Annotated in this window: 29 protein-coding genes; 12 read left to right on the forward strand and 17 right to left on the reverse strand. The window is 64.5% G+C overall.

What is annotated here, in order from left to right; genetic code table 11:
- Positions 1 to 194: 194 nt before the first annotated feature.
- The 15 genes from ureG to urtA form a co-directional block, all read right to left on the reverse strand.
- Complete coding sequence (gene ureG / locus FJV43_RS12355) at positions 195 to 818, reverse strand: urease accessory protein UreG (protein WP_035708617.1); 624 nt, start codon at positions 816 to 818, stop codon at positions 195 to 197.
- A gap of 38 nt (positions 819 to 856) precedes the next feature.
- Positions 857 to 1,585, reverse strand: coding sequence for an urease accessory protein UreF (locus FJV43_RS12360; protein WP_239629402.1), 729 nt, complete (start codon positions 1,583 to 1,585; stop codon positions 857 to 859).
- The gene (locus FJV43_RS12365; RefSeq protein WP_239627311.1) at positions 1,566 to 2,183 is read right to left on the reverse strand and encodes an urease accessory protein UreE; all 618 of its coding nucleotides are present in this window, start codon (positions 2,181 to 2,183) and stop codon (positions 1,566 to 1,568) included. The genes FJV43_RS12360 and FJV43_RS12365 overlap by 20 nt, the downstream gene beginning before the upstream one ends.
- Before the next feature lie 13 nt (positions 2,184 to 2,196).
- Positions 2,197 to 2,496 carry a putative quinol monooxygenase gene (locus FJV43_RS12370; protein ID WP_027573733.1) on the reverse strand — a complete coding sequence of 100 codons (300 nt, stop codon included), beginning with the start codon at positions 2,494 to 2,496 and terminating at the stop codon, positions 2,197 to 2,199.
- 143 nt (positions 2,497 to 2,639) lie between these two features.
- A complete protein-coding gene (ureC, locus tag FJV43_RS12375; RefSeq protein ID WP_239627313.1) occupies positions 2,640 to 4,355 on the reverse strand; it encodes an urease subunit alpha in 1,716 nt (571 codons plus the stop codon).
- Positions 4,356 to 4,389: 34 nt separating this feature from the next.
- The gene (locus FJV43_RS12380) at positions 4,390 to 4,929 is read right to left on the reverse strand and encodes an HD domain-containing protein (RefSeq protein WP_239627314.1); all 540 of its coding nucleotides are present in this window, start codon (positions 4,927 to 4,929) and stop codon (positions 4,390 to 4,392) included.
- Between the two features lie 3 nt (positions 4,930 to 4,932).
- Positions 4,933 to 5,238 (reverse strand): DUF559 domain-containing protein, encoded by a 306-nt coding sequence (locus FJV43_RS12385; protein ID WP_345946188.1) that lies wholly within the window; start codon positions 5,236 to 5,238, stop codon positions 4,933 to 4,935.
- A 117-nt stretch (positions 5,239 to 5,355) separates the two neighbouring features.
- Positions 5,356 to 5,661, reverse strand: coding sequence for an urease subunit beta (locus FJV43_RS12390; RefSeq protein ID WP_026202067.1), 306 nt, complete (start codon positions 5,659 to 5,661; stop codon positions 5,356 to 5,358).
- A 107-nt stretch (positions 5,662 to 5,768) separates the two neighbouring features.
- On the reverse strand, positions 5,769 to 6,071 hold the full coding sequence (locus tag FJV43_RS12395; protein ID WP_007605424.1) for an urease subunit gamma: 303 nt from the start codon (positions 6,069 to 6,071) through the stop codon (positions 5,769 to 5,771).
- Positions 6,072 to 6,108: 37 nt separating this feature from the next.
- The gene (locus FJV43_RS12400) at positions 6,109 to 6,939 is read right to left on the reverse strand and encodes an urease accessory protein UreD (RefSeq protein ID WP_239627316.1); all 831 of its coding nucleotides are present in this window, start codon (positions 6,937 to 6,939) and stop codon (positions 6,109 to 6,111) included.
- Positions 6,940 to 6,990: 51 nt separating this feature from the next.
- Positions 6,991 to 7,686 (reverse strand): urea ABC transporter ATP-binding subunit UrtE, encoded by a 696-nt coding sequence (urtE, locus tag FJV43_RS12405; RefSeq protein WP_028177269.1) that lies wholly within the window; start codon positions 7,684 to 7,686, stop codon positions 6,991 to 6,993.
- Positions 7,687 to 7,688: 2 nt separating this feature from the next.
- Positions 7,689 to 8,450 carry an urea ABC transporter ATP-binding protein UrtD gene (gene urtD / locus FJV43_RS12410; RefSeq protein WP_239627318.1) on the reverse strand — a complete coding sequence of 254 codons (762 nt, stop codon included), beginning with the start codon at positions 8,448 to 8,450 and terminating at the stop codon, positions 7,689 to 7,691.
- Between the two features lie 4 nt (positions 8,451 to 8,454).
- The gene (gene urtC, locus FJV43_RS12415; RefSeq protein WP_239627319.1) at positions 8,455 to 9,624 is read right to left on the reverse strand and encodes an urea ABC transporter permease subunit UrtC; all 1,170 of its coding nucleotides are present in this window, start codon (positions 9,622 to 9,624) and stop codon (positions 8,455 to 8,457) included.
- Positions 9,621 to 11,228 carry an urea ABC transporter permease subunit UrtB gene (gene urtB, locus FJV43_RS12420; protein WP_239627321.1) on the reverse strand — a complete coding sequence of 536 codons (1,608 nt, stop codon included), beginning with the start codon at positions 11,226 to 11,228 and terminating at the stop codon, positions 9,621 to 9,623. Before urtB ends, urtC begins: the two co-directional genes overlap by 4 nt.
- An 83-nt stretch (positions 11,229 to 11,311) precedes the next feature.
- Entirely contained in the window at positions 11,312 to 12,640 is a 1,329-nt protein-coding gene (gene urtA / locus FJV43_RS12425) for an urea ABC transporter substrate-binding protein (protein WP_239627322.1), read from the reverse strand.
- A 479-nt stretch (positions 12,641 to 13,119) separates the two neighbouring features.
- On the opposite strand from urtA, the gene FJV43_RS12430 reads away from it, so the two are divergent.
- The 3 genes from FJV43_RS12430 (at position 13,120) to FJV43_RS12440 (ending at position 15,497) form a co-directional block, all read left to right on the forward strand.
- Positions 13,120 to 14,706: a DEAD/DEAH box helicase gene (locus FJV43_RS12430; protein WP_239627324.1), complete on the forward strand. Its 1,587-nt coding sequence runs from the start codon at positions 13,120 to 13,122 to the stop codon at positions 14,704 to 14,706.
- Positions 14,707 to 14,729: 23 nt separating this feature from the next.
- Positions 14,730 to 15,017, forward strand: a complete 288-nt coding sequence (gene infA, locus FJV43_RS12435; RefSeq protein ID WP_024340539.1) for a translation initiation factor IF-1 — start codon at positions 14,730 to 14,732, stop codon at positions 15,015 to 15,017.
- A 267-nt stretch (positions 15,018 to 15,284) separates the two neighbouring features.
- Positions 15,285 to 15,497, forward strand: a complete 213-nt coding sequence (locus FJV43_RS12440) for a cold-shock protein (RefSeq protein WP_014439634.1) — start codon at positions 15,285 to 15,287, stop codon at positions 15,495 to 15,497.
- 177 nt (positions 15,498 to 15,674) lie between these two features.
- Here FJV43_RS12440 and FJV43_RS12445 read toward each other — a convergent pair whose 3' ends face one another.
- Together FJV43_RS12445 and FJV43_RS12450 are read right to left on the reverse strand one after the other, a co-directional pair.
- The gene (locus tag FJV43_RS12445; protein WP_239627326.1) at positions 15,675 to 16,160 is read right to left on the reverse strand and encodes a pilus assembly protein N-terminal domain-containing protein; all 486 of its coding nucleotides are present in this window, start codon (positions 16,158 to 16,160) and stop codon (positions 15,675 to 15,677) included.
- Positions 16,161 to 16,272: 112 nt separating this feature from the next.
- A complete protein-coding gene (locus FJV43_RS12450; protein WP_239627328.1) occupies positions 16,273 to 17,100 on the reverse strand; it encodes a sterol desaturase family protein in 828 nt (275 codons plus the stop codon).
- 266 nt (positions 17,101 to 17,366) lie between these two features.
- Here FJV43_RS12450 and FJV43_RS12455 point away from each other — a divergent pair, with 266 nt between their 5' ends.
- The 9 genes from FJV43_RS12455 (at position 17,367) to FJV43_RS12495 (ending at position 25,297) form a co-directional block, all read left to right on the forward strand.
- A complete protein-coding gene (locus FJV43_RS12455; protein WP_028177277.1) occupies positions 17,367 to 17,531 on the forward strand; it encodes a Flp family type IVb pilin in 165 nt (54 codons plus the stop codon).
- Positions 17,532 to 17,600: 69 nt separating this feature from the next.
- Entirely contained in the window at positions 17,601 to 17,747 is a 147-nt protein-coding gene (locus tag FJV43_RS12460; RefSeq protein WP_193374332.1) for a hypothetical protein, read from the forward strand.
- 120 nt (positions 17,748 to 17,867) lie between these two features.
- On the forward strand, positions 17,868 to 18,392 hold the full coding sequence (locus FJV43_RS12465; RefSeq protein ID WP_239627330.1) for a prepilin peptidase: 525 nt from the start codon (positions 17,868 to 17,870) through the stop codon (positions 18,390 to 18,392).
- Between the two features lie 127 nt (positions 18,393 to 18,519).
- The gene (gene cpaB / locus FJV43_RS12470; protein WP_239627332.1) at positions 18,520 to 19,317 is read left to right on the forward strand and encodes a Flp pilus assembly protein CpaB; all 798 of its coding nucleotides are present in this window, start codon (positions 18,520 to 18,522) and stop codon (positions 19,315 to 19,317) included.
- An 11-nt stretch (positions 19,318 to 19,328) separates the two neighbouring features.
- Positions 19,329 to 20,792 (forward strand): type II and III secretion system protein family protein, encoded by a 1,464-nt coding sequence (locus FJV43_RS12475; protein WP_239629406.1) that lies wholly within the window; start codon positions 19,329 to 19,331, stop codon positions 20,790 to 20,792.
- 20 nt (positions 20,793 to 20,812) lie between these two features.
- Entirely contained in the window at positions 20,813 to 21,547 is a 735-nt protein-coding gene (locus FJV43_RS12480) for a CpaD family pilus assembly protein (RefSeq protein ID WP_239627334.1), read from the forward strand.
- The gene (locus FJV43_RS12485; RefSeq protein WP_061880984.1) at positions 21,544 to 22,812 is read left to right on the forward strand and encodes an AAA family ATPase; all 1,269 of its coding nucleotides are present in this window, start codon (positions 21,544 to 21,546) and stop codon (positions 22,810 to 22,812) included. Before FJV43_RS12480 ends, FJV43_RS12485 begins: the two co-directional genes overlap by 4 nt.
- Before the next feature lie 21 nt (positions 22,813 to 22,833).
- On the forward strand, positions 22,834 to 24,303 hold the full coding sequence (locus FJV43_RS12490) for a CpaF family protein (RefSeq protein WP_239627335.1): 1,470 nt from the start codon (positions 22,834 to 22,836) through the stop codon (positions 24,301 to 24,303).
- A gap of 16 nt (positions 24,304 to 24,319) precedes the next feature.
- Positions 24,320 to 25,297 (forward strand): type II secretion system F family protein, encoded by a 978-nt coding sequence (locus FJV43_RS12495; protein WP_239627337.1) that lies wholly within the window; start codon positions 24,320 to 24,322, stop codon positions 25,295 to 25,297.

Raw genomic sequence — 25,297 nt, forward strand, 5'->3', positions numbered from 1 at the left:
ATGAAGGAGGAGGCATCAGTACGCAACTTGGGTCGCCTGAAAAGCTTAATCCGCCCGGCCGATGGTCTGGCAGGGACGGATCTGCCCCGGGCGCCGGAGGTAGTTAATCGCCGTGTCCGAAATTTGTTCCGCGGCTACGGCGCTGCCCAAACGTTAACGACGAGGAAATGCCTGCGCCAAGTGGTCGCGTCCCGTCAGCCCGGCCGTTTCAGGCCGCCTTTGGCTTCGATGAAGCCGACGATTCGGTCGAGCCCCTCGCTTTTCTTCAGGTTGGTCATGACGAAAGGACGCTCGCCGCGCATGCGCCTGGCGTCCGTCTCCATCTTCTCCAGGGAGGCGCCCACATGGGGCGCGAGGTCGGTCTTGTTGATGACCAGGAGGTCGGACCGGGTGATGCCGGGGCCGCCCTTGGACGGGATCTTGTCGCCGGCGGCGACATCAATGACGTAGATGGTGAGGTCGGCCAGCTCCGGGGAAAAAGTGGCAGCGAGATTGTCACCGCCGGACTCGATCAGCACGAGATCAAGTCCGGGAAACTTGGCGCGCATGTCCGCGACCGCGGCGAGGTTCATCGAGGCATCCTCGCGGATCGCGGTGTGCGGGCAACCGCCGGTCTCGACGCCGGCGATGCGATCCGGCGTCAGCGACCCCGACCGCACGAGGAACTCCGCATCCCATTTGGTGTAGATGTCGTTGGTGATCGCCGCAATGTCATAGCGCTCGCGCATGGTCTTGCAGAGCAGGTCCATCAGCGCGGTCTTGCCCGACCCGACCGGGCCGCCGACGCCGACGCGCAAGGGGCCGTGAGATTTCGACATGTGATTCGCTCTCTCTCGATTGGTTGAAGCCGCGCCGGTCACGAGCGAAACAGCCGCGTGTACTGCGTCTCGTGCCGCAGGCTGGCGAGATCGGCCCGGAACGTCGCGCTGCCGAGATCGTCCAATGCCGCGTTCAGCGCATGATTGGCGGTCGCGGCGACGGCGGCTTCCAGCCTTGCCAGCACACGCTGGCTATCGGTCTGGCCGAGCGGAATGAGCCGGCTGGCCGCCGAGATCCAGTTCGAGACCAGCGCATGCAGGAAGGCGTGCAACGTCGGCGCCAGCGGCACGGCGTGCTGAGCTGCGACGACACCGACGGCGACCGGATAGACCGGTGGCGTGCTGCATGCCGCAATCACGGCATCCAGTCCGTCGGCATTCCAGGCGGCGCGGGCGATGTCGATGAAGGCGCGACCCTGCGAGGCCGTCTCCAGCTGCCGCTCGCGCGACGGCACGAAGGCGGCGGCGAGCTCGGCGATCTCGTTCAAATCGGTGGTCTCGCCCGCTTCCGCGGCGCGATAGGCGTGGACCAGAAACGTCGCGTCACAAAAGCCGGAGCCGTCGCCGAGCATCGCATCGAGCCAATCCGCCAGCGAGGCGGCGTCGGTGATGTCGCCCGCCTCGACGGCCCATTCGAGGCCGCTGGAATAAGAGAATCCGCCGACCGGGAACGCCGGCGACAGCCAGGTCATCAGCCGGTACAGCGCCGCCGCCTCGCCTTCGGCAAGGGCACCGGCGCCGACCGGCTCATTTGTGGTCATGAGCATGCTTGTGGCCGTGGTGATGGTCGGGGTGGTCGCAGTGCTCATCGTGGTGATGGTGGTGACCGTGGCCATGATCATGCGCGGCATGATCATGATCGTGGTGGCTGTGATCATGGTGATGATGGCCGTGGTCGTGATGCGCATGGTCGTCGTGTCCATGCGCGTGGCCCGCATCGGCATAGGCCCCGCCTTCGGGATCGAACGGCGCCTCGATCTCGATCACGCGCGCGCCGAGGCCCTTCACCATGGCCTCGATGACGTGGTCGCGGCGGATGCGCAGGGCCTTGGCCATGATCTGCGTCGGCAGATGGCGATTGCCGAGATGCCAGCCGACGCGGACGAGATGGTGCGGATCGCGGCCGCGGATCTCCAGCAGCGGCTCGGGCGCCGCGACCACTTCGATCAGCCGGCCGTCCTCCAGCACCAGCGCGTCGCCGCCGCGCAGCGCGACGGCATGCTCCAGGTCGAGCAGGAATTCGAGCCCCCGCGTGCCGGTCATCGCCATGCGGCGGCGGTGCCGATCGTCGAAATCGAGCACGACCGTATCCGCTGGCGCTTCCGTGAAGCGGTGCTGTCCCCTGACCTGCGTCGCCCGGATCATGCGTCCTACCTCTTTACCGTGTCTCGACCTTCTCGGGTGTGATCACTTCGATCTTCGGCGGTGCCGTGAAGCACTTAACCGCGACGCGGCCGAACGTCTTCATGTGCTCCATGCCCCGATGCGGCACCAGAGCCTCGGCGTTTTCCCACTGCTCGACGAACACCATCTTGCTGGGATCGGTGACGCTTTCATGCAGATCATAGGCGATATTGCCGGGCTCCTTCCGCGTCTCCTTGATGCAGGCGGTGGCCGCCGCAATGAATTCGGCGCGCGTTTCGGGCTTGATGGTCAAAGTAGCAACGACGTAGATCACGAGAAATCCTCCCGGCTTTTCTTCTGAAGGTTAAGATACCGGGCGGGACATTAGACCAGGCGGGACCGAACGCAAAACCGCAAAAAGCCGTCCCCGAACGCACGGCCAGACTTCCCTCCCTGGACATGCGTCGAGGCGCTATTTCAGTACATGAAATACCGCTGCGCCATCGGCAGCACCTCCGCAGGCGGGCAGGTCAGCAGCTCGCCGTCTGCGCGCACCTCGTAGGTCTCCGGATCGACCTCGATATTGGGCGTGGCATCGTTGTGAATCATGCTCTTCTTGGAGATCCTGCCGCGGGTGTTCTGGACGGCATAGAGCTTCTTGTCGATGCCGAGCTTGCGCGCGAGACCGCCGGCGACGGCAGCCTTCGAGGTGAAGACGACGGAGGACGCCGTGAGCGCCTTGCCGAAGGCGCCGAACATCGGCTGGTAGTGCACCGGCTGCGGCGTCGGGATCGAGGCATTGGGATCGCCCATGGGCGCGGCGACGATCGTGCCTCCCTTGACGATGCAATCCGGCTTGACGCCGAAGAACGCCGGCGACCACAGCACGAGATCGGCCAGCTTGCCCTTCTCGACCGAGCCGATCAGCTTCGACACGCCATGCGCGATCGCGGGATTGATCGTGTATTTGGCGATGTAGCGCTTGACGCGGAAATTGTCGTTGTCCTTGCCCTTGTCCTGCGGCAGCGAGCCGCGCTGCTTCTTCATCTTGTCGGCGGTCTGCCAGGTCCGGATGATGACCTCGCCGAGGCGGCCCATGGCCTGCGAGTCCGAGGACATCATCGAGAGCGCGCCGAGGTCGTGCAGGATGTCTTCGGCCGCAATCGTCTCCTTGCGGATGCGGCTTTCGGCGAACGCCAGATCTTCCGCGATCGAGGGATCGAGGTGGTGGCACACCATCAGCATGTCCAGATGCTCGTCGATGGTGTTGCGGGTGAAGGGCCGCGTCGGGTTGGTCGAGGACGGCAGCACGTTCTTCAGGCCGGCGATCTTGATGATGTCGGGGGCGTGACCGCCGCCGGCGCCTTCGGTGTGGAAGGCGTGAATGGTGCGGCCCTTGAACGCCTTGACCGTGTCCTCGACGAAGCCGGATTCATTCAGCGTATCGGTGTGGATCATCACCTGGATGTCGTGATCGTCGGCGACCGCCAGGCAATTGTCGATCGCGGCAGGCGTGGTGCCCCAGTCCTCGTGCAGCTTCAGCGCGCAGGCGCCGGCCTTGATCATCTCGACCAGCGCGGCAGGGCGCGAGGCGTTGCCCTTGCCGGAGATGCCGAGATTGACCGGGAAGGCATCGAACGACTGGATCATCCGCGCGATGTGCCACGGGCCGGGCGTGCAGGTGGTGGCGAAGGTGCCGTGCGAAGGGCCCGTGCCGCCACCCAGCATCGAGGTGACGCCACTCATCAGCGCGTGCTCGATCTGCTGCGGGCAGATGAAATGAATGTGGCTGTCGAAGCCGCCGGCGGTGAGGATCTTTCCTTCGCCCGCGATGACATCGGTGCCGGGACCGATGACGATGGTGACGCCCGGCTGGATGTCGGGATTGCCGGCCTTGCCGATCCCGGAGATCATGCCGTCCTTGATCGCGACGTCGGCCTTGACGATGCCCCAGTGATCGACGATCAGCGCATTGGTGATGACGGTGTCGGCCGCACCCTGCCTGTTGGTGACTTGCGATTGCCCCATGCCGTCGCGGATCACCTTGCCGCCGCCGAACTTCACCTCCTCGCCATAGGTGGTGAAATCCTTCTCGACCTCGATGATGAGGTCGGTGTCGGCCAGTCGCACCTTGTCGCCGGTGGTCGGGCCGAACATGTCGGCGTAGACGGAACGCTTTATCTTGACGGACATCACGAGCCCCGCTTGCGTTGGAATGTCTGGTGGGTCATAGCAGCGTCCTCGCTGCTTTCACGGCATCATCGAATCTTTCGTCGAGCCACGCATTGCCCCCGCGGCAACCCGCCACGACCTGCGTGGCCCACTCGATGTAGTCGGCGAGATCCTCGCGCTCCTCGGCACTCGGGTCGGTTTGAATGCGCGCGCCCGTATTGCTGATCTTGTCGGCGATCTTGATCAGCTTGGCGCCATCGGATTTCTTCGGAGCGTCCAGCACCTGAAGCCGACGCCGCTCAGCCTTCGGCAGGCTCATGTCGTCGGTGCACTCGGTGACGAGCGAGGCGATGCGCTCCGAAAATCTCTGCGCGAGCTCCTCACGCGTGGTGTCGGTATCCTCAATGCAATCATGCAGCCAGCCGGCAGCGACGAGCTCGGCGTCGGCACCTTCAGTCGCGGTCGCAAGCAGGTTCGCGACCTCGGCGAGATGATTGATATACGGCTCATTGCCGCGCCCCTTGCGCGCCATGCCATTGTGGCGGTGCGCGGCGAGGTCGGCAGCTTCGGAGATGAGGCGGATGGGGGACAGCATGCTTCAGGCCTCCTCGACGCCGGGAGACGCGCCACTCTTGTCGTCAGTCAGGGACGCATCGCTGGACGGGTTCCCTCCCCCCTTGCGGGGGAGCGTTAGGGAGAGGGGTGCCGCTTGCTCCGCTGCTTCGAGGGAATGCGCGACGAAATCGGCAATGCAATTGCACATGGGAGTCTGGCGACGAAAGGCCAAGCCCGCGAGTCGATCCGCCTTCAGGTAGCGCCACAGCAACGTCTCCGCGCGAGTCATCTCGCGCCTCAGTCGTTTGGCGCGGATTCTTTGGAACTGAGGGACCTCGTCGTGTGGCATACCCCTCTCCCCAACCCTCCCCCGCAAGGGGGGAGGGAGCCTGACCGGCGTGCTCACCTCACTGTCGATCACTGCACTCGCCTCAACCGTGCCGCGCCGCGCTCGTTCCTCCGGATGTCACAGCTTCCCCATGACGTCGCCGCGGAAACCGTAGATCGTCTTCTTGCCGGCCATGGCGACGAGCTGGACGTCGCGGGTCTGGCCGGGCTCGAAGCGGACGGCGGTGCCGGCGGCAATGTCGAGACGCATGCCGCGAGCCTTCTTGCGGTCGAACTTCAGCGCGGGGTTGGTCTCGAAGAAATGGTAGTGCGAGCCGACCTGGATCGGACGGTCGCCGGTGTTGGCAACCGTCAGCGTCACGGTCTTGCGCCCGGCATTCAGCTCGATCTCGCCGTCCTGGATGAAGAGTTCGCCGGGAATCATTCTATCCTCCTGGTCATTCCGGGGCTCGCGCAGCGAGAACCCGGAATCTCGAAACCAATACCTCTGGATTCCGGGTTCGCCCTGCGGGCGCCCCGGAATGACGAATACTACCTGATCGGCTCGTGCACGGTGACGAGCTTCGTTCCGTCAGGGAATGTCGCCTCGACCTGGATGTCGTGGATCATCTCAGGGATTCCCGGCATCACCTGGTCGCGGGTCAGCACCTGCGCGCCGGATTGCATCAGCTCGGCAACGGTACGACCGTCGCGCGCGCCCTCGAGGATGAAATCGGAGATGATCGCGATCGCCTCGGGATGGTTGAGCTTGACGCCGCGGTCCAGCCTGCGGCGCGCCACGATCGCCGCCATCGAGATCAGAAGCTTGTCCTTTTCGCGGGGAGACAGATTCATGCGACATCTCTTCCGTTCAACACGTCAATTCAGCCACTCAATTCAGCCAGAGCCGCGGCAGGGCGACGCCGGTGCGCGCCAGCACGGCCATCATGTCGGCGCGCAAACGCGCCGCATCTTGGGCACAGAACCGCGCCATTGCAAAGCCATTCCAGGCGGATATCCCGACCTCGCCGGAGAACGACTCCGATGCCTCGCGGATGCGCTCGACCAGTGCCTCATCGCCGGGCACGATCAGGGCCGTGCCGATCGCCGCGCCGCCCTTGGCGACCGCGGATCGCGCGAGCAGGGCGCCGATATCGCCGCCGAGCCTGATCGTCTCGGCGAAGACCAGCCTGCCGCCGCGGCGCATCCGCCAGCGGTCGACGAATTCGCCCTGCTCCATCCGCTCGCCCATGGCGGTGCGGCCGAACACGACGATCTCGCAAAGCAGGAGCGAGGCGTTCTCGTCGAGCGCGATGTCGAAGCGGCGGTGAACCCGGGCGCGATCGAACAAGATCGTCTCCTGAGGCAGCCAGGCAAGTCGCGCACCCGCGCCGGCCTTCAGGGCGATATTGAGCTGCGCCGCCGAGCCCGGCGCGCGATAGACCTTTTCAGCCGCCGCCGTCGTCAGTGTCAGCCGCGAGCTATCCGCCGCCGATATCTCGATGTCGAAGCGATCACCGCCGGCAACGCCGCCGGCGGTATTGACGAACACGCCGGAGAGGCCCTCGTCTTCGGGCGAAGGAAAGCGCACGCGGAGCGAACCGGATTCATGCAAGGCCCCGCGCCGCGTCACACCGTCACGAGCGTGCACGTCGAACCTGACAGCGCCACGGGCGCGGTTGGCCTCGAACACCGAATTCGTCGCTAAAGCGTCGCTGCGCATCCGTCTCCCCAGCCGGCCGCGGCAGGATTTCTTGGCTTACCGGCCCCTGACTTACAGCGCCATCTGGCGGCTGATCTCGCCGGGATCCAGGTTGGCGCGATCGCAGGTGAACTTCACCGCGCCGCGATCCATCACCGCGAAACTGTCGCCGAGTTCGCAGGCAAAGTCGAGATATTGTTCGACCAGCACGATGGCGATGTTGCCGAGGTTGCGCAGGTAGGAGATGGCGCGGCCGATGTCCTTGATGATCGAGGGCTGGATGCCCTCGGTCGGCTCATCCAGCAGGAGTAGCTTCGGCCGCATCACCAGGGCGCGGCCGATGGCGAGCTGCTGCTGCTGGCCGCCGGAGAGGTCGCCGCCGCGCCGGCCGAGCATGGATTGCAGCACCGGAAACAGCGAGAAGACGTCGTCCGGAATATGCCTGTCCTCGCGCTTGAGGGGCCCGAAGCCGGTCTTGAGGTTTTCCTCGACCGTCAGCAGCGGAAAGATCTCGCGGCCCTGCGGCACGAAACCGATACCCTTGCGCGCACGCTCATAGGGCTTCAGGCCCGTGATGTCGCTGCCATCGAACACGATCGCACCCGAGGAGATCGGATACTGCCCGACCATGGCACGCAAGAGAGACGTCTTGCCGACGCCGTTGCGCCCGAGCACGCAAGTCACCTTGCCCGGCTCGGCCGAGATCGAGACGCCGCGCAGCGCCTGCGCCGCGCCGTAGAACAGGTTGATGTCCTTGACCTCAAGCATGCTCAGCGTCCCAGATAGACTTCGATGACCCGCTCGTTGGACGAGACCTGGTCGATGGTTCCTTCCGCGAGCACGGTGCCTTCGTGCAGGCACGTGACCTTGACCCCGAGCTCGCGCACGAAGGTCATGTCGTGTTCGACCACCATGACCGTGTGGGTCTTGTTGATCTCCTTGAGCAACTCGGCGGTGAGATGCGTCTCGACGTCGGTCATGCCGGCGACAGGCTCGTCGACGAGGAGCAGCTTCGGATCCTGCGCCAGCAGCATGCCGATCTCGAGCCACTGCTTCTGGCCGTGGCTGAGGCTGCCGGCAAGGCGGTGGCGGGCCTCGGTGAGGCGGATCGTCTCCAGCACCTTGTCGATGCGCTCGGCTTCCGCCTTGCTGCCGCGCCAGAACAGCGTGGCCTTGACGCTGTGGTCGACATTGAGCGCGAGCAGCAGGTTGTCCTGCACGGTCTGGCTCTCGAACACGGTCGGCTTCTGGAATTTCCGGCCGATGCCGAGCTCGGCGATGCGGGTCTCGTCGAGCCGCGTCAGGTCGGTGACGCCGTCGAACAGCACGGTGCCCTCGTCGGGCTTGGTCTTGCCGGTGATGATGTCCATCATCGTGGTCTTGCCGGCGCCGTTCGGGCCGATGATGGCGCGCATCTCGCCGGGCTCGAGCGTCAGCGAGAGATTGTTGATGGCGTGGAAGCCGTCGAACGAGACGTGCACCCCGTCCAGATAGAGCATCGCGGAAGTCGCGCGGGTATCCATGACGTTCATCGCGCTACTCCGCCATCTTGGGTTCGGTGACACCGTCCTCGGCCGCCGCGCTCACGGAGGTCGCGGCGGTGCGCTTTTCCTTCGACGAGTCCCACCAGGCGTTGAAGGTGCCGACGATGCCCTTGGGCAGCAGCAGCGTCACCAGGATGAACAGCGCCCCCAGCATGAACAGCCAGTACGGCGCCAGCATGCCGGAGGTGAAGAACGTTTTTGCATAGTTGACGACGACGGCGCCGAGCGCGGCACCAACCAGCGTGCCGCGGCCGCCGACCGCGACCCAGATCACCGCCTCGATCGAGTTGCCCGGGGCGAACTCGCTCGGATTGATGATGCCGACCTGCGGCACGTAGAGCGCGCCGGCGACACCGGCCATGCAGGCCGAAACCGTGAACACGAACAGCTTGTAGGATTCGACGCGGTAGCCGAGAAAGCGCGTCCGCGATTCCGCGTCGCGCACCGCGATCAGCACCTTGCCGAGCTTGGACGAGACGATGGCGCGGCAGATCAGGAAGCCCACAATCAGCGCCAGGCAGCTCAGCGCAAACAGCGCGGCACGGGTGCCCTCCGCCTGCACGTTGAAGCCCAGAATGTCCTTGAAATCGGTGAGGCCGTTATTGCCACCAAAGCCGAAATCGTTGCGGAAGAAGGCGAGCAGCAGTGCATAGGTCATCGCCTGCGTGATGATCGACAGGTACACGCCGGTGACGCGGGAGCGGAACGCGAGCCAGCCGAAGCAGAAGGCGAGCAGGCCGGGCACGACCAGCACCATCAGCGCGGCGAACCAGAACATGTCGAAGCCGTACCAGTACCACGGCAGCTTCTCCCAGTTCAGGAACACCATGAAATCGGGCAGGACCGGATTGCCGTAGACGCCGCGGGTGCCGATCTGCCGCATCAGGTACATGCCCATGGCGTAGCCACCGAGCGCGAAGAAGGCGCCGTGACCGAGCGAGAGGATGCCGCAATAGCCCCAGATCAGGTCGATCGAGAGCGCCAGAATGGCGTAGCAGACATATTTGCCCCAGAGCGCGACGAGATAGGTCGGCACTTGCAGGAACGAGCCCGCGGGCAGCAGCAGGTTGGAGAGCGGGATGAGGATGCCGCAGGCCGCGACGACGGCGAGGAAGATCGTCGCGCTGCGGTCCAGCGATCGCGTCAGCATGTGAGGGGTCATGCTTCCACCGCGCGGCCCTTGAGCGCGAACAGGCCGCGCGGCCGCTTTTGAATGAACAGGATGATGAGGACCAGGATCGCGATCTTGCCGAGCACGGCGCCGGCGACCGGCTCCAGGAACTTGTTGGCGATGCCGAGCGTGAAGGCGCCGACCAGCGTGCCCCAGAGATTGCCGACCCCACCGAACACCACGACCATGAAGCTGTCGATGATGTAGCTCTGGCCAAGATTGGGGCTGACATTGTCGATCTGCGACAGCGCCACGCCGGCGATGCCGGCGATTCCCGAGCCGAGGCCGAAGGTCAGCGCATCGACGCGCGAGGTGGCAATACCCATCGAGGCCGCCATGCGGCGGTTCTGCGTCACCGCGCGCATCTCGAGGCCGAGCGCCGTGTAGCGCAGCATCGCGAGCAGGATCATGAACACGGCGAGCGTGAAGACGAGGATCCAGAGCCGGTTATAGGTGACGGTGATCTGGCCGAGCTCGAACGCGCCGCTCATCCAGGAGGGGTTGCCGACCTCGCGATTGGTCGGGCCGAACATCGTTCGCACTGCCTGCTGCAGCACGAGCGACAGGCCCCAGGTGGCCAGCAGCGTCTCCAGCGGCCGGCCGTAGAGGAAGCGGATGATGCTGCGCTCGATCAAGACGCCGATGGCGCCGGCGACGAGGAAGGCGAGCGGCACGGCGATCAGCAGTGAATAGTCGAACAGGCCGGGATAGCGGGTGCGGATCACCTCCTGCACCACGAAGGTGGTGTAGGCCCCGATCATCACCATCTCGCCATGCGCCATGTTGATGACGCCCATCACGCCGAAGGTGATGGCGAGTCCGATTGCGGCGAGCAGCAGCACCGAGCCGAGCGAGAGGCCGTACCAGGCATTCTGCACCATGGACCAGACCGCCAGCGAGCTCTGGATCGAGCCGATCGCGCTCGCGGCGGCAGTCGTTACCGACGCCGGCTGGTCGCCCATGCCGGTCAGCAGCGCCAGCGCCTCCTGGTCGCCGCGCGCCTTGAGGGTGGCGACGGCCTCGAGCTTTTCGACCTCGGTGGCGTCGGACTTGAACAGCAGGATCGCGGCGCGGGCCTCGCCGAGCGCGGTCTTGACGGATCTGTTGGTTTCCTTGGCAAGCGCCGCATCGACCGCCTCGAGCGCAGTCTCCTCATGCGACTTGAAGACGGACTGCGCGGCCTGCAGCCGCGTTCCGACGTCCGGCGACTGAAGCGTCAGGCCGCCGAGCGCGGCGTCGACGCTGCGACGCAGGCGGTTGTTGAGGCGGACCGCGCTCGCACTGTCGGGAACGCTGGCGACGGCCGCGCCCGTCGCGGCGTCGATCGACTTGCCGTCGGCGCCGGTGACGTAAACCTTCTTGCTGTCAGGATCGGCCATGAGGCGGCCGTCCTGGAGCGCGCTGATGATGGGGAAAGCCAACGGGTTGCCGCTGCCCGCGACCACGCCGATCGCCTCTTCCGTGTCGGAAAAATCGTCATTGGCGAATTTGGCGACGGCATCCTCGAACGGACCGGCGAAGGCCGGCAGCGCGAACGCGATCAGAAACAACGAGAGTGCAAGCGAGCAGAGACGGGCGGACAAATGGGCTGGCACTGTGAATGACCCCGGCAGAAATGAGTGGAGAAGGCGGCGGGATCGCCGCCCTCTCCGATCTTGCAATGCACGTCAGATCCGGATCAGGAGCCCGAACCGAGACACTTGTTGGTCTTGGTGTTGAAGTTGCCGCACTTCTTGCCGACCCAGTCGCCGATCAGGTCCTTGGAGCCATCGAGCTCCTTCGACCAGGCATCGCCCGCGACGAGGCCCGGCGTCTTCCAGACCACGTCGAACTGGCCGTTCGCCTTGATCTCGCCGATGAACACCGGCTTGGTGATGTGGTGGTTCGGCAGCATCTTCGACACGCCGCCGGTCAGGTTCGGCGCCTCGATGCCGGGAAGCGCGTCGATCACCTTGTCCGGATCGGTCGACTTCACCTTCTCGACCGCCTTCACCCACATGTTGAAGCCGATCACGTGCGCTTCCATCGGGTCGTTGGTCACGCGCTTGGGGTTCTTGGTGTAGGCCTGCCAGTCCTTGATGAACTTCTCGTTCGACCCGTCCTTGGTCTTGATCGACTCGAAGTAGTTCCAGGCGGCGAGATGACCGACCAGCGGCTTGGTGTCGATGCCGGCGAGCTCTTCCTCACCCACGGAGAACGCGACGACCGGGATGTCCTTTGCCTTGATGCCCTGGTTGCCGAGCTCCTTGTAGAAGGGAACGTTGGCGTCGCCATTGATGGTCGAGACCACCGCGGTCTTCTTGCCGGCCGAGCCGAACTTCTTGATGTCGGCCACGATCGTCTGCCAGTCGGAGTGACCGAACGGCGTGTAGTTGATCATGATGTCTTCCTGGGCGACACCCTTCGACTTCAGATAGGCTTCCAGGATCTTGTTGGTCGTGCGCGGATAGACGTAGTCGGTGCCCGCGAGCACCCAGCGCTTCACCTTCTCTTCCTTCATCAGATAGTCGACGGCCGGGATCGCCTGCTGGTTCGGCGCCGCACCCGTGTAGAACACGTTGCGCTCGCTCTCCTCACCCTCGTACTGCACGGGGTAGAACAGAATGTTGTTCAGCTCCTTGAAGACCGGCAGCACCGACTTGCGCGACACCGAGGTCCAGCAGCCGAACACGACCGAGACCTTGTCCTTGGTGATCAGCTCGCGCGCCTTTTCGGCGAACAGCGGCCAGTTCGAAGCGGGGTCGACGACAACGGCTTCCAGCTTCTTGCCGAGCACGCCGCCCTTTTTGTTCTGCTCATCGATCAGGAAGAGGATGGTATCCTTCAGCGTGGTTTCGCTGATCGCCATGGTGCCGGACAGGGAGTGGAGCACGCCGACCTTGATGGTGTCGTCCGCGGCCTTCGCGCCAGTCAATGAAGCCAGACCGAGCACCAGTCCGGCGGTCGCGGCGAGCACGCCGCGGCGGCTAAATGAAGCCGCTATATCGTGAGTGGATTTGCTAAACATGAGTGTCTCATCTCCCTGACGCAGACGTGAAAATGCTACGAAACGGCCCCACGGCCGCCTGCGATTAACGGAATCGCAAGAACCATGCCATGGGCTGAGCACCCATCAATGCTTTGATGTTACTTATGAAATTGGCCGGAATCGAAGTTTGGCTATAGTCAGATTGACTAAATTCTAGGCGGCCAAAATGTATGCGAAAGCGGCATACAGGTTATTTTCTAAGCAAACCATCAGTTCTGGCTAAATTTCCGGCATCACTATTTTTGCACCGCAATCGCTATTTCGGGCGCGCCTGCCTTGAAAGCGCCCCTTCGATGTTCCATATGACCACCCGAGACCTCTTGCGAATCAAGGGGTCATAGCGAGCCGCGTGTTCTTAAGCCCGTACGGGCGTCTGGCTTGCCCCATATCTCCCAAGCCCATCCGACACCCCAAACACGCAGGTGTCTCTCGACACCTTTTTGCGCGCGCCGCGCCGAATGCGCCGGGCGCTCGCTTTTGACATGGAAAGAACCCCTCTTTTGACTTCGTTTCAGGATTTCGGCCTCGCCGAACCCATCGCGCGCGCTCTTCGTGAAGAGAATTACGTCACCCCCACCCCGATCCAGGCCCAGACCATCCCGCTGGCGCTGACCGGCCGCGACGTCGTCGGTATCGCCCAGACCGGCACCGGCAAGACCGCGTCCTTCGCGCTTCCGATCCTCCACCGGTTGCTCGAGAACCGCATCAAGCCGCAGCCCAAGACCTGCCGCGTACTCGTGCTCTCTCCGACCCGCGAGCTGTCCGGCCAGATCCTGGACAGCTTCAACGCCTATGGCCGTCACCTGCGGCTGGCGTCGACCCTCGCCATCGGCGGCGTGCCGATGGGCCGTCAGGTCCGCGCCCTGATGCAGGGCGTCGACGTTCTGGTCGCCACTCCCGGCCGCCTGCTCGACCTCGTGCAGAGCAACGGGCTGAAGCTTGGAAGCGTCGAGTTCCTCGTGCTCGACGAAGCCGACCGCATGCTCGACATGGGCTTCATCAACGATATTCGCAAAATCGTCGCCAAGCTGCCGATCAAGCGGCAGACGCTGTTCTTCTCGGCCACCATGCCCAAGGACATCGCCGAGCTCGCCGACGCCATGCTGCGCGATCCGGCCCGCGTCGCGGTGACCCCGGTCTCCTCGACCGCCGAGCGGATCAACCAGCGCATCATCCAGGTCGACTTCTCCTCCAAGCCCGCCTTCCTGACCAAGCTCCTGAAGGACGAGCCGATCAACCGCGCACTGGTTTTCACCCGCACCAAGCACGGCGCCGACAAGGTCGTGAAGACCCTTGAAAAGGCCGGCATTGCCGCGAGCGCCATCCACGGGAACAAGTCCCAGAACCATCGCGAGCGGACGCTCGCCCAGTTCCGCTCCGGCGAGATCCGCACCCTGGTGGCGACCGACATCGCCGCCCGCGGCATCGACGTCGACGGCATCACCCACGTCATCAATTTCGACCTGCCCAACGTCCCCGAGACCTACGTCCATCGCATCGGCCGCACCGCGCGCGCCGGCGCCGACGGCACCGCGATCTCGCTGGTCGCAGGCGGCGAGGAGCTCAGCTATCTCCGCGACATCGAACGGCTGATCCGCGTCGCGCTGCCGCGCGAGGACCACCGCACCGACGCCGGGCGCCGCGATGCCGGCCCCGCCCCGTCGCAGCAACGGCAGGGCCGGCCGGGCGGCCGCCCGGGCCAACGCCCGCAAGGGGCACGGCATGGTGACGGGCGGCGTGCTGACGAAAGACATGCCGACGGGCGTCACCATGGTGCCGGCAAGCAAAGTGACGGAAGGCACGGTGAAGGACGGCACGCCGAGGCGAGGCATGCTGACGGACGACCCGGCAATGGTGGCCCGAATGCTTCGAAGGGTTCTCGGCGCCGCCGCTCCGGTGGTAAGATGCATTCATCGCCCGTCGACCGTCCGGAACAACGTTCCGCGCATAGCGCCGGGACGCCTGATGGGATACAAGGCGTTGCCTTTTTGCGCCGCGAGAGTCGGCCAAACAGCCAACCGAACCGCAAACCCTATTCGCACTAGCCGTCCACGACCTGGAGAAATTCATGGCTAAGGAAGAGCTGATCCAGTTCGAAGGACTGGTCACCGAAATCCTCCCCGACGCCCGTTACCGCGTGCAACTCGACGCCGGACACGAGATCGTTGCCTATACCGCCGGCAAGATGAAGAAGAACCGCATCAAGACGCTCGCCGGCGACCGCGTGACGGTGGAGATGTCGCCGTACGACCTGGAGAAGGGCCGGCTGATTTTCCGCCACAAGGACGAACGTCCCAGCACGGCGGGCGGACCGCCCCGTCCCGGACAGCGCGGCGGCCAGTTCCGCCGCCGCTGATCGGCTGCGGCGCGCACGCGCGAGATAAAATCCCGACTTGGATCTTGATCCGCCGTTGACACCACGGCGGATCAAAAAATCGTGCACGTCCCGATTGTTTCGAATCCCCGTTTCCGATAAAATGAATTAATCGATTTTCGGCCGGACGACATTGGCATCCACCGGTACAGCCGGTTCAGACACCCTGACGACCCTTCCAGAAATTCGATCTAAACCTGCCCGCGCGAGCGGGCTCCGACATTGTGTTTATCTGAGAAGGACTACCCCATGAGCATGGGAACCGTGAAGTGGTTTAACGCGACCAAGGGCTTCGGCTTCATCCAGCCCGACGACGGCGGCCAGGACGTGTTCGTTCACATCAGCGCCGTGGAGCGCGCCGGTCTCGGCTCGCTGCGCGAAGGCCAGAAGATCTCCTACGAGATCGTGGCCGACCGCCGCTCCGGCAAGTCGGCGGCGGACAACCTCCGCGCCGCGGGCTGAGCCCACCGGGCTCTTGGCCCGACCGGCCCGAGCCAGAGAAAACAAGAAGGCCGTGCGTCGCGCACGGCCTTTTATTCTACGGCATGATCCGGAAAAGTGTGCAGCGCTTTTCCGAAATGATCATGCTCGAACAATAACCTAGAGCGCGCCGACCATTCATCCTGATCGCATCGCGCTTTAGTTGGGTTTGGCGCTGCCGCTGGCACTGTTGCTCAGCGAACCGGCCTGGCTCATCGTGTTGTTGAAGTAGGCGTCGCTGTCGCCGAGCGTCACGCGACGCTGGCAAAGCGGTACGCAACTGTAGGACTCGCGCTCGATCCCACGATAGACGGTGACGAGCCGGTCGCTCGGACCTTCAACCTGGATCTGGCGGTCGACCAGGATCTCGCCGCCCCGGTCGAGCGCGATGAAGTTGGTGGCACCATAGCCCTTTCCGGTCACGACGATCATGCCGCCCGGCTGGAGCGTGACGTCGGCGATCAGGGGATTGCCGACCACGATGGTTGCCACCTTGCCGGGCAGTCGTACCAGCTTGGCCTGATCGACATTGACGGCGATCGTGTCGGCGGTGGACTCGGCAAGGCCGGCGGCCGGCCATGCCAGCGCCGCAGCGGCAACCAGAAGACACACGCGCGCATGACGGCGCAGCAATTCCTTACGCATACTCTTACCCCCGGGACGTCACAAACCGGCAGAAGCGACCAGATAACAGCGGAGCCGGCGCCCGACCCGGCCAACCTGCCTTTAATTCATGAACGTTCCGCAAACTCGCCGGCTATTGTTTGAACGGATAGGAGAGTTGGCCCCAGATCTCCTTCGGCATGGTCGCTTCGTCCTTGCCGTAGTCCTGCGGCAGCTTCCCCTCCGGCATGCGGAAGGTGCCGAACAGCACGTCCCAGATCGGAAACGTCCCCGCGAAATTGGTGTCGCCGCCCTCTTCGAGCGAGGTGTGGTGCCAACGGTGGAATACCGGCGTCGCCAGCACGTATTTGAACGGTCCGAAGGTCCAGTTCAGGTTGGCGTGCACGAAGGCCGAATGGAAGGTGGTGAACGGGCCGACCCAGATCATGACGTTGGGGGAGATACCGGCCATCAGCAGCACGACGTCGACGCTGATCGTCCCGAGCAAGAGATTGACGGGATGGAAGCGGGCCGCGGAGATCCACCCGATTTCCTCCGACGAATGATGGACGGCGTGGTACTTCCAGAAGCCGCCGTCGTGGAAAAGCCGGTGCAGCCAGTACAGCATGAAATCGGACAGCACCAGGAACAGCAGGGCCTGGAGCCACAGCGGCAGCTGCGACAGCGGACCATGGCCATTGTCGTAGAAGGCAATGAGCGCGTCAGCGTCGTGGATGTTGAAGACGACGCTGGCGCCGACGATCAGAAGACCGATCCGCATGGTGCGGGCGAACACCGGGACGAAGAACCAGTAGCAGATGTCGGTGACGATCTCCCGCTTGCGCCACCACGGCGCGCCGGGATTGCAGGCCCAGAAATGCTCCAGCACGGTGAAGACCGCCGCAAGCACGAAGGTGACGGGGATCACCTTGACGATGGTCTCGCCGAGCATCAGGGCGACTTGCATGGGCAGGCTCGACATCGTCGCCTCTCTTGCGAATTCCAGTCCTGCCTAGACGTACTCCGCGAAATTTAAGGGAGGGTGAAGCAGGCACCGCGCTGCCGATGCATCGGGAACCGGAATGTATCGCAGCTGCCGTTTTAAGGCGAAATTCACTCTGCGCGAAAGCTTCGCGCCGGACCTTGGTTTATCCGATCGATTTAACTTTACCGAAAGAGCTCGGCTCTCATGGTCTTCGCCGCAGAGAGCGCCGAATGAGGCGATTTCACCCAGATGGAGATTTGTTCATGAAGAACTTGATCGCGCGTTTCGCGAAGGATGAATCCGGCGCCACCGCCATCGAATACGGTCTGATCGCCGCCGGCATCGCGTTGGCCATCATCACCGTCGTCAACAATCTCGGCACCGCGCTGAACGGCAAGTTCACCTCGATCAGCACGTCGCTGAAGTAAGCAACCGAGACCGACGACAAGAGCCCCGGGCCTCCGGGGCCTTTGCTTTTCTGAAGACGGCAAGTTCCAGTGGCGTTGTACAAGTTCAGAACCGATGCCGCGGTCGCGGCGAAAGAGGTGGGGGCGGCTCAAGCGGGCTCGCCGGCCTATTGGATCTGCCTTGCGCTGCTGCTTGCGACGGTCGCGCTCGCCGCACGCATCGCCAGCTTCTGGTGAAAACGCATTCGGCGGCCTTGGCCTCACGTCCCTGTCGCCGTTGTCGGTTTGTTTAGCACTACGCGCTAACATCCGGCGACGCCAGCTCCCGCGGCCAACCCAGGCCTCAAGACGCAGCCCATGATCCTCGACATTGCGCGCCTTCTGCTCTTCCCGGCCTTGATCGCATTCGCCGCCGCGAGCGATCTCTTCACGATGACGATCTCGAACCGTGTGTCGCTGGCGCTGGTCGCAGGCTTCTTCGTGCTCGCCCTTGCCGGTGGCATGGCACCTTACGAAATCATGAGTCATGTCGGCGCCGGCGCGCTCGTCCTGGTCGTGGCCTTCGCCTGCTTCGCGATGGGCTGGGTGGGCGGCGGCGACGCCAAGGTCGCGGCTTCCGTCGCGCTCTGGTTCGGCTTCGCGCAGCTGATGAACTTCCTGCTCTACGCCTCGCTGTTCGGCGGCGCGCTGACGCTGCTCCTGCTCCAGTTCCGGCAATGGCCGCTGCCCTACGGGCTGGCGGGTCAGGCCTGGCTCGCACGGCTGCACGCCAAGGAGAGCGGCATTCCCTACGGCATCGCGCTCGCCCTGAGCGCGTTGATGGTCTACCCGGAGACCGAATGGGTGAAGGCGATCGACCTCACTCACCTCGCACTGCGCTGAACCCACTGGGTAACCCGGCGTTAAGGCGATTTAGATACGCCTCATTAACCATGCTTTGACGAATAGCTGGTCAACTGCCGATCACGGCGGCGGCAGCGTCGCCGCGTATTGTTGGAAAGTGAAGCGTATGAATAGGGCACGCATTGTCGTCCTGACGGTCGCCATCTGCGCCGGCGGCGTCGCCGCGTACCTGGCGAGCGGCACCGACAATTCTGCGCCGCCTCCGCTTCCGGTCGCGCAGCTGCCGACCGTCGACGTCCTCGTCGCCAAGAACGACATCGGCCTGGGCCAGACCGTGAAACCGGAAGACGTGCAATGGCAGACCTGGCCGGCCGCGACCGCGAGCACCACCTTCATCCGCCGCAACGAGCGTCCCGATGCTGCGACCCAGGTAAGCGGCTCGATCGCGCGCGCACCGTTCATTCAGGGTGAGCCGATCCGCGACCAGAAGCTGGTCAAGGCGGAAGGCTCCGGCTTCATGGCGGCGATCCTGCCCACCGGCATGCGGGCGATCTCGACCGAGATCTCGCCGGAGACCGGCGCGGGCGGCTTCATCCTGCCCAACGATCGCGTCGACGTGCTTCTCACGCGCCGTTTGAAGAACCCGGACGAGAGCAGCGGCGCCCCCGACCTCGTCACCTCCGAGATCATCCTGGCCAATATCCGCGTCCTGGCCATCGACCAGGCGCCCAAGGAGAAGGATGGCCAGAACGCGGTGATCGGCAAGACCGTCACCCTCGAGCTCAATCCAGCGCAGACCGCAACGCTCTCCGCGGCGCGGCAGAGCGGCACGCTGTCGCTGGCGCTGCGCAGCATCGCCGACGTCAAGCTGAGCGAAATCACGCTCGACGACTCCGCGCAGAAGCGAGACGGCATTTCGATCATTCGCTACGGCATTCCAAGTCAGACGGCTAAGGCACGATGAAGACAGTCGATATGAAATGCAGGGCAGATTCGGCGACGATACGAACCTCACTGGTCCGCGCCCTGTCGTTTTCGGCCGCCTTCGCGCTGGCGTTCAACCCGGTGATCGCTGCCGATTACCGCCCCGTGGCGCCGGCCGCGGCGGACGGCCAGATCAACGCGCGCTTCCTCTCGCTCGGCATCGGCAAGTCCATCGTGATCGACCTGCCGCGCGACATCAAGGACGTGCTTGTCGCCGATCCCAAGATCGCCAATGCCGTGGTCCGCTCGGCGCAGCGCGCCTACATCATCGGCGCGGCGGTCGGCCAGACCAACATCGTGTTCTTCGATTCCGCCGGTCAGCAGATTGCGGCCTATGACATCGCAGTCAAGCGCGACCTCAACGGCGTGCGGGCCGCGCTGAAGCAGGTCCTGCCCAATTCAGACATCCAGATCGATGGCCTCGGCGACGGCATCGTCCTGACCGGAACGGCTGCCAACCCAATGGAAGCTCAGCAGGCCAACGAGCTCGCCGCGCGCCTGGCGGGCGGGCCCGACAAGGTGGTGAACTCGATCGTGGTGCGCGGCCGCGACCAGATCATGCTCAAGGTGACGGTGGCCGAGGTCCAGCGCAACATCGTCAAGCAGCTCGGCATCGACCTCTCCGCCAACCTCAACTACGGCACCTCCGTGGTGAGCTTCACCAATTCGAACCCGTTCACGGCCTATGGCCGCAACCTTGTCGACGGCAACAATCTGACCACGAAGTTCGGCGCGACGCCATCCGTGCAGGCCACCCTGCGTGCGATGGAAACCGCTGGCGTGATCCGTACGCTGGCCGAACCGAACCTGACCGCGATCTCCGGTGAATCGGCGACGTTCGTCGCCGGCGGTGAATTCCCGGTGCCGTCAGGCTATGCGTGCGATCCCGTCACTCATGTCTGTACAACCCAGATCAACTTCAAGAAGTTCGGCATCTCGCTGAACTTCACGCCCGTGGTGCTGAGTGAAGGCAAAATCAGCCTGCGGGTGATGACGGAAGTCTCGGAGCTGTCGAACGAGAATGCGATCACGCTGTCGCAGGCGGTGACCTCGACCACGGTGAACTCGCTGACGGTGCCCTCGATCAGGACCCGCCGCGCGGAGACCTCGCTGGAAATTCCCTCCGGCGGCGCGATGGCGATGGCCGGCCTGATCCAGCAGCAGACCAAGCAGGCGATCAGCGGATTGCCGGGACTGATGCAACTCCCGATCCTGGGCACGCTGTTCCGCAGCCGCGACTTCGTCAACAACACGACCGAACTGGTCGTGATCGTGACGCCCTATGTCGTTCGCGCGGTGGCGCCGAAGGACCTGTCGCGGCCGGATGACGGCTTCGCTCCGCCTGCGGATCCGCAGGCCCAGCTGATCGGCAATGTCAACCGACTCTACGGCGTGCCCGGACGGGCCGAACCGGGCAAGAGCTACCGCGGCACCTACGGCTTCATCACCGACTGAGGCGGAACGGGGACTTCACGATGATTACGAGACCACCCCAGCTTCGCAGACGCGCCATCCGCCTCGGTGGCGCGCTCGTCGGCATGGCGCTCGCGCTCGGCGGCTGCCAGCACGACGAGGTCGTCACGGCCTCCATTCCCGACGATTACAAGCAGCGCCATCCGATCGCGATCGAGGAGCAAAATCGCTCGATCGTCGTCTTCGTCGGGCATGCCCGCGGTGGACTGACCGCCGCCCAGCGCGCCGACGTGATGGGGGTCGCATCGGCATGGTTGCACGAAGGCACCGGCGCCATTCGCATCGACGTACCGTCCCAGACGCCCAACGCTCGTCCGATCGCGGATACGATGCGAGAGATCCAGGCGATTTTGGCGGCGGCAGGCGTTCCGCCGCGCGGCGTCAGCGTTCACCCCTACCGGCCGGAGGACAAGCGCTTCCTGCCGCCGATCCGGCTCACCTATTCCAAGATCGCCGCGGTCGCCGGTCCCTGCGGCCTGTGGCCTGAGGACATCGGCCCCTCGATGAAGAACAAGCGCTGGTTCGAAAACAAGGACTACTACAATTACGGCTGCGCCGCTCAGCGCAACCTCGCGGCCATGGTCGACAATCCGTCGGATCTGGAGCAGCCGCGGCCCGAAACTCCGTCATATACGCCGCGGCGCATCACCGGTTTCGAGAAATATCGCAAAGGGCTCTCGACGGCGACGACCTATCCCGAGGCCGACAAGGCCAAACTCAGCGAAACCGGCAGATGATCAGCTACGCGCGCCAGACACAAGAAGAGCAGCAGCAAGCCGCTCCTCCGCCGATGGAGGAGCATATTGCGCCTGCGCCGCGCGTCTCGGTCCAGGCCTTCTGCGAAACCGTGGAGACTGCCGCCGCGGTACAGGCGGCCGGCGAGGATCGCCGTCTCGGCAAGGCCCACCTGAAGATCCAGATGGGCGGCATGGCGGCCGCGATCGAAGCCTATCGCTCGGCTCCCACGCCGAACGTGATCGTGCTCGAGAGCGACGGCCGCAGCGATCTGTTGAGCGGGCTCGACCAGCTCGCCACCGTCTGCGACGCCGGCACCCGCGTGGTCGTGATCGGCCGCATCAACGACGTCACGCTCTATCGCGAGCTGGTTCGCCGCGGCGTCAGCGACTACGTGCTCGCGCCGGTCGGCGCGATCGACGTCGTGCGCTCGATCTGCAACCTGTTCTCGGCGCCGGAAGCCAAGGCGGTCGGCCGCATCATCGCCGTGGTCGGCGCCAAGGGTGGCGTCGGGGCCTCCACCATCTCCCACAATGTCGCCTGGGCGATCGCGCGCGACCTCGCGATGGACGCCGTCGTCGCCGATCTCGACCTCGCCTTCGGCACCGCCGGGCTCGACTACAATCAGGATCCGCCGCAGGGCATTGCCGACGCCGTGTTCTCGCCCGACCGCGTCGACACTGCCTTCATCGACCGCCTGCTGTCGAAATGCACCGACCATCTCAGCCTGCTGGCGGCGCCTGCAACGCTCGACCGGGTCTATGATTTCGGCACCGACGCTTTCGACGCAGTGTTCGACACGCTGCGCTCCACCATGCCCTGCATCGTGCTCGACGTTCCGCATCAATGGGCAGGCTGGACCAAGCGCGCCTTGATCGGAGCGGACGATATCCTGATCGTGGCCGCGCCTGACCTTGCCAACCTGCGCAATACCAAGAACCTGTTCGATCTGTTGAAGGCCGCGCGGCCCAACGACCGGCCGCCGCTCTACTGCCTCAACCAGGTCGGCGTGCCGAAACGGCCCGAAATCGCCGCCACGGAGTTCGCCAAGGCGATCGAGAGCCAGCCGGTCGTCTCGATCCCGTTCGAGCCGCAGATCTTCGGCTCGGCAGCCAACAACGGCCAGATGATCGCGGAGATCTCCGCCAACCACAAATCGATCGAGATGTTCCTGCAGATCGCCCAACGCCTGACCGGCCGCAGCGAGACCAAGAAACAAAAGTCGTCCCTGCTTTCACCTCTGATTGAGAAGTTGCGGGGAAGATAAGCCGCCGCATGGAGCTGTTAAGTGTTCGGTAAGCGTAGCGGAACAGACACCGACTTTCGGGCGCCCAAGCCCGGCGCCGTGTCGCACGAGCCTGCCCCGGCTCCGGCGCCGGCGATGTCGCGCGCCCCAACTCCGCCGGCCGTCGCCTCGCCGCCGCTTGCCCCTGCCAAGGCAGCGCCGCCTCCGGCCATGGAGAGCCGGCGTTCGGACAATTATTACGAGGTCAAGGCGACCATCTTCGGCGCACTGATCGAGGCGATCGACCTCGCCCAGCTCGCCAAGCTCGATTCGGAGTCCGCGCGCGAGGAAATCCGCGACATCGTCAACGAGATCATCGCGATCAAGAACATCGTGATGTCGATCGCCGAGCAGGAAGAACTGCTCGACGACATCTGCAACGACGTCCTCGGCTACGGTCCGCTCGAACCGCTGTTGTCGCGCGACGACATCGCCGACATCATGGTCAATGGTGCCAATACCGTCTACATTGAGGTCGGCGGCAAGATCCAGCGCACCGGCATTCGCTTCCGAGACAACCAGCAGCTTCTCAACATCTGCCAGCGCATCGTCAGCCAGGTCGGCCGGCGCGTCGACGAATCCTCGCCGATCTGCGACGCGCGCCTCGCCGACGGTTCTCGCGTCAACGCCATCGTGCCGCCGCTGTCGATCGACGGCCCGACGCTCACCATCCGCAAGTTCAAGAAGGACAAGCTGACGCTGGATCAGCTCGTCAAGTTCGGCGCGATCTCGCCGGAGGGCGCCGAGATCCTCCAGATCATCGGTCGCGTCCGCTGCAACGTGCTGATCTCCGGCGGTACGGGCTCGGGCAAGACGACGCTGCTCAACTGTCTGACCAATTACATCGAGCACGACGAGCGCGTCATCACCTGCGAGGACGCCGCCGAGCTCCAGCTCCAGCAGCCCCATGTGGTGCGGCTGGAGACCCGTCCGCCCAACATCGAGGGCGAGGGCCAGGTCACCATGCGCGAACTGGTGCGCAACTGCCTGCGTATGCGGCCCGAACGCATCATCGTCGGCGAAGTCCGCGGACCCGAGGCGTTCGACCTGCTCCAGGCCATGAACACCGGCCATGACGGCTCGATGGGCACGCTGCACGCCAACAACCCGCGCGAGGCGCTGTCGCGCTGCGAATCCATGATCACGATGGGCGGCTTCTCCCTGCCCTCGCGAACCATCCGCGAGATGATCTGCGCCTCGATCGACGTCATCATCCAGGCCGCGCGCCTGCGCGACGGTTCACGCCGCATCACCCACATCACCGAGGTGATGGGCATGGAAGGTGACACCATCATCACCCAGGACATCTTCCTCTACGACATGGTCGGAGAGGACGCCAACGGCAAGATCATCGGCCGGCACCGCTCGACGGGCATCGGCCGTCCGAAGTTCTGGGAACGCGCCCGCTATTACGGCGAGGAGAAGCGCCTTGCCGCTGCGCTCGACGCAGCGGAAGTCGCTCCGAAGACGTGAGCAGGTCAGCGCCGCCATGAACATGCAGGTCCTCGCCCTCGCCTTCCTCGCCACCGCAGCGGTCGGTGGCATCGCCTGGGTCTTCCTCTATCCGTTGCTGTCCGGGGAGCGAAAGGCGGAAAGCCGGCGCGCATCGGTCGCGCGCGCCGAGGCGCCAACGGCCCGCCAGGCCGAGAAGACCCAGCGCTCGCGCCGCGAGCAGGTCGAGACCACGCTCAAGGACCTCGAGGCGCGGCGCGCCCAGGAGAAGAGCGCTCCGCTCAGCGTCCGCCTGTCGCAGGCGGGGCTTGACTGGACGCCGCAGAAATTCTGGATCGCGTCCGCCGTCGTGGCGGGCGTGTTCTTCGCGGTCGCTCTGTTCGGCGGCGGCGGCATGATCGGCGCCACCGGGCTCGCCTTTGCCGGCGGCTTCGGCCTGCCGCGCTGGGCGCTCAGCTTCCTGAAGAAGCGTCGCGAGGCCAAGTTCCTGGCTGCGCTGCCCGACGCGGTCGACGTGATCGTTCGCGGCATCAAGGCGGGCCTGCCGCTGTTCGAATCGATCAAGGTCGTCGCCGCCGATTCTCCCGAGCCGCTGCGCAGCGAGTTCCTGGCTATCATCGAGACGCAGGCGATCGGCATGCCGCTGGGCGAGGCCTGTGCGCGGCTCTACGAGCGCATGCCGCTGCCGGAGGCCAATTTCTTCGGCATCGTGGTGTCGATCCAACAGAAGTCGGGCGGCAACCTCTCCGAAGCGCTCGGCAACCTCTCCAAGGTGCTGCGCGACCGCAAGAAGATGCGGGAGAAGATCCAGGCGATGTCGATGGAAGCCAAGGCCTCTGCCGGCATCATCGGCTCGCTGCCGCCGATCGTGATGTTCCTCGTCTATCTCACGACGCCGCAATACATCTCGGTGCTTTGGACTCATCCTACCGGCCAGCTGATGCTGGTCGGCTGCGTCGTCTGGATGTCGATCGGCATCATGGTGATGAAGAAGATGATCAACTTCGATTTCTGA

Source organism: Bradyrhizobium sp. I71, assembly GCF_022354745.1.
Classification (GTDB): Bacteria; Pseudomonadota; Alphaproteobacteria; order Rhizobiales; family Xanthobacteraceae; genus Bradyrhizobium; species Bradyrhizobium liaoningense.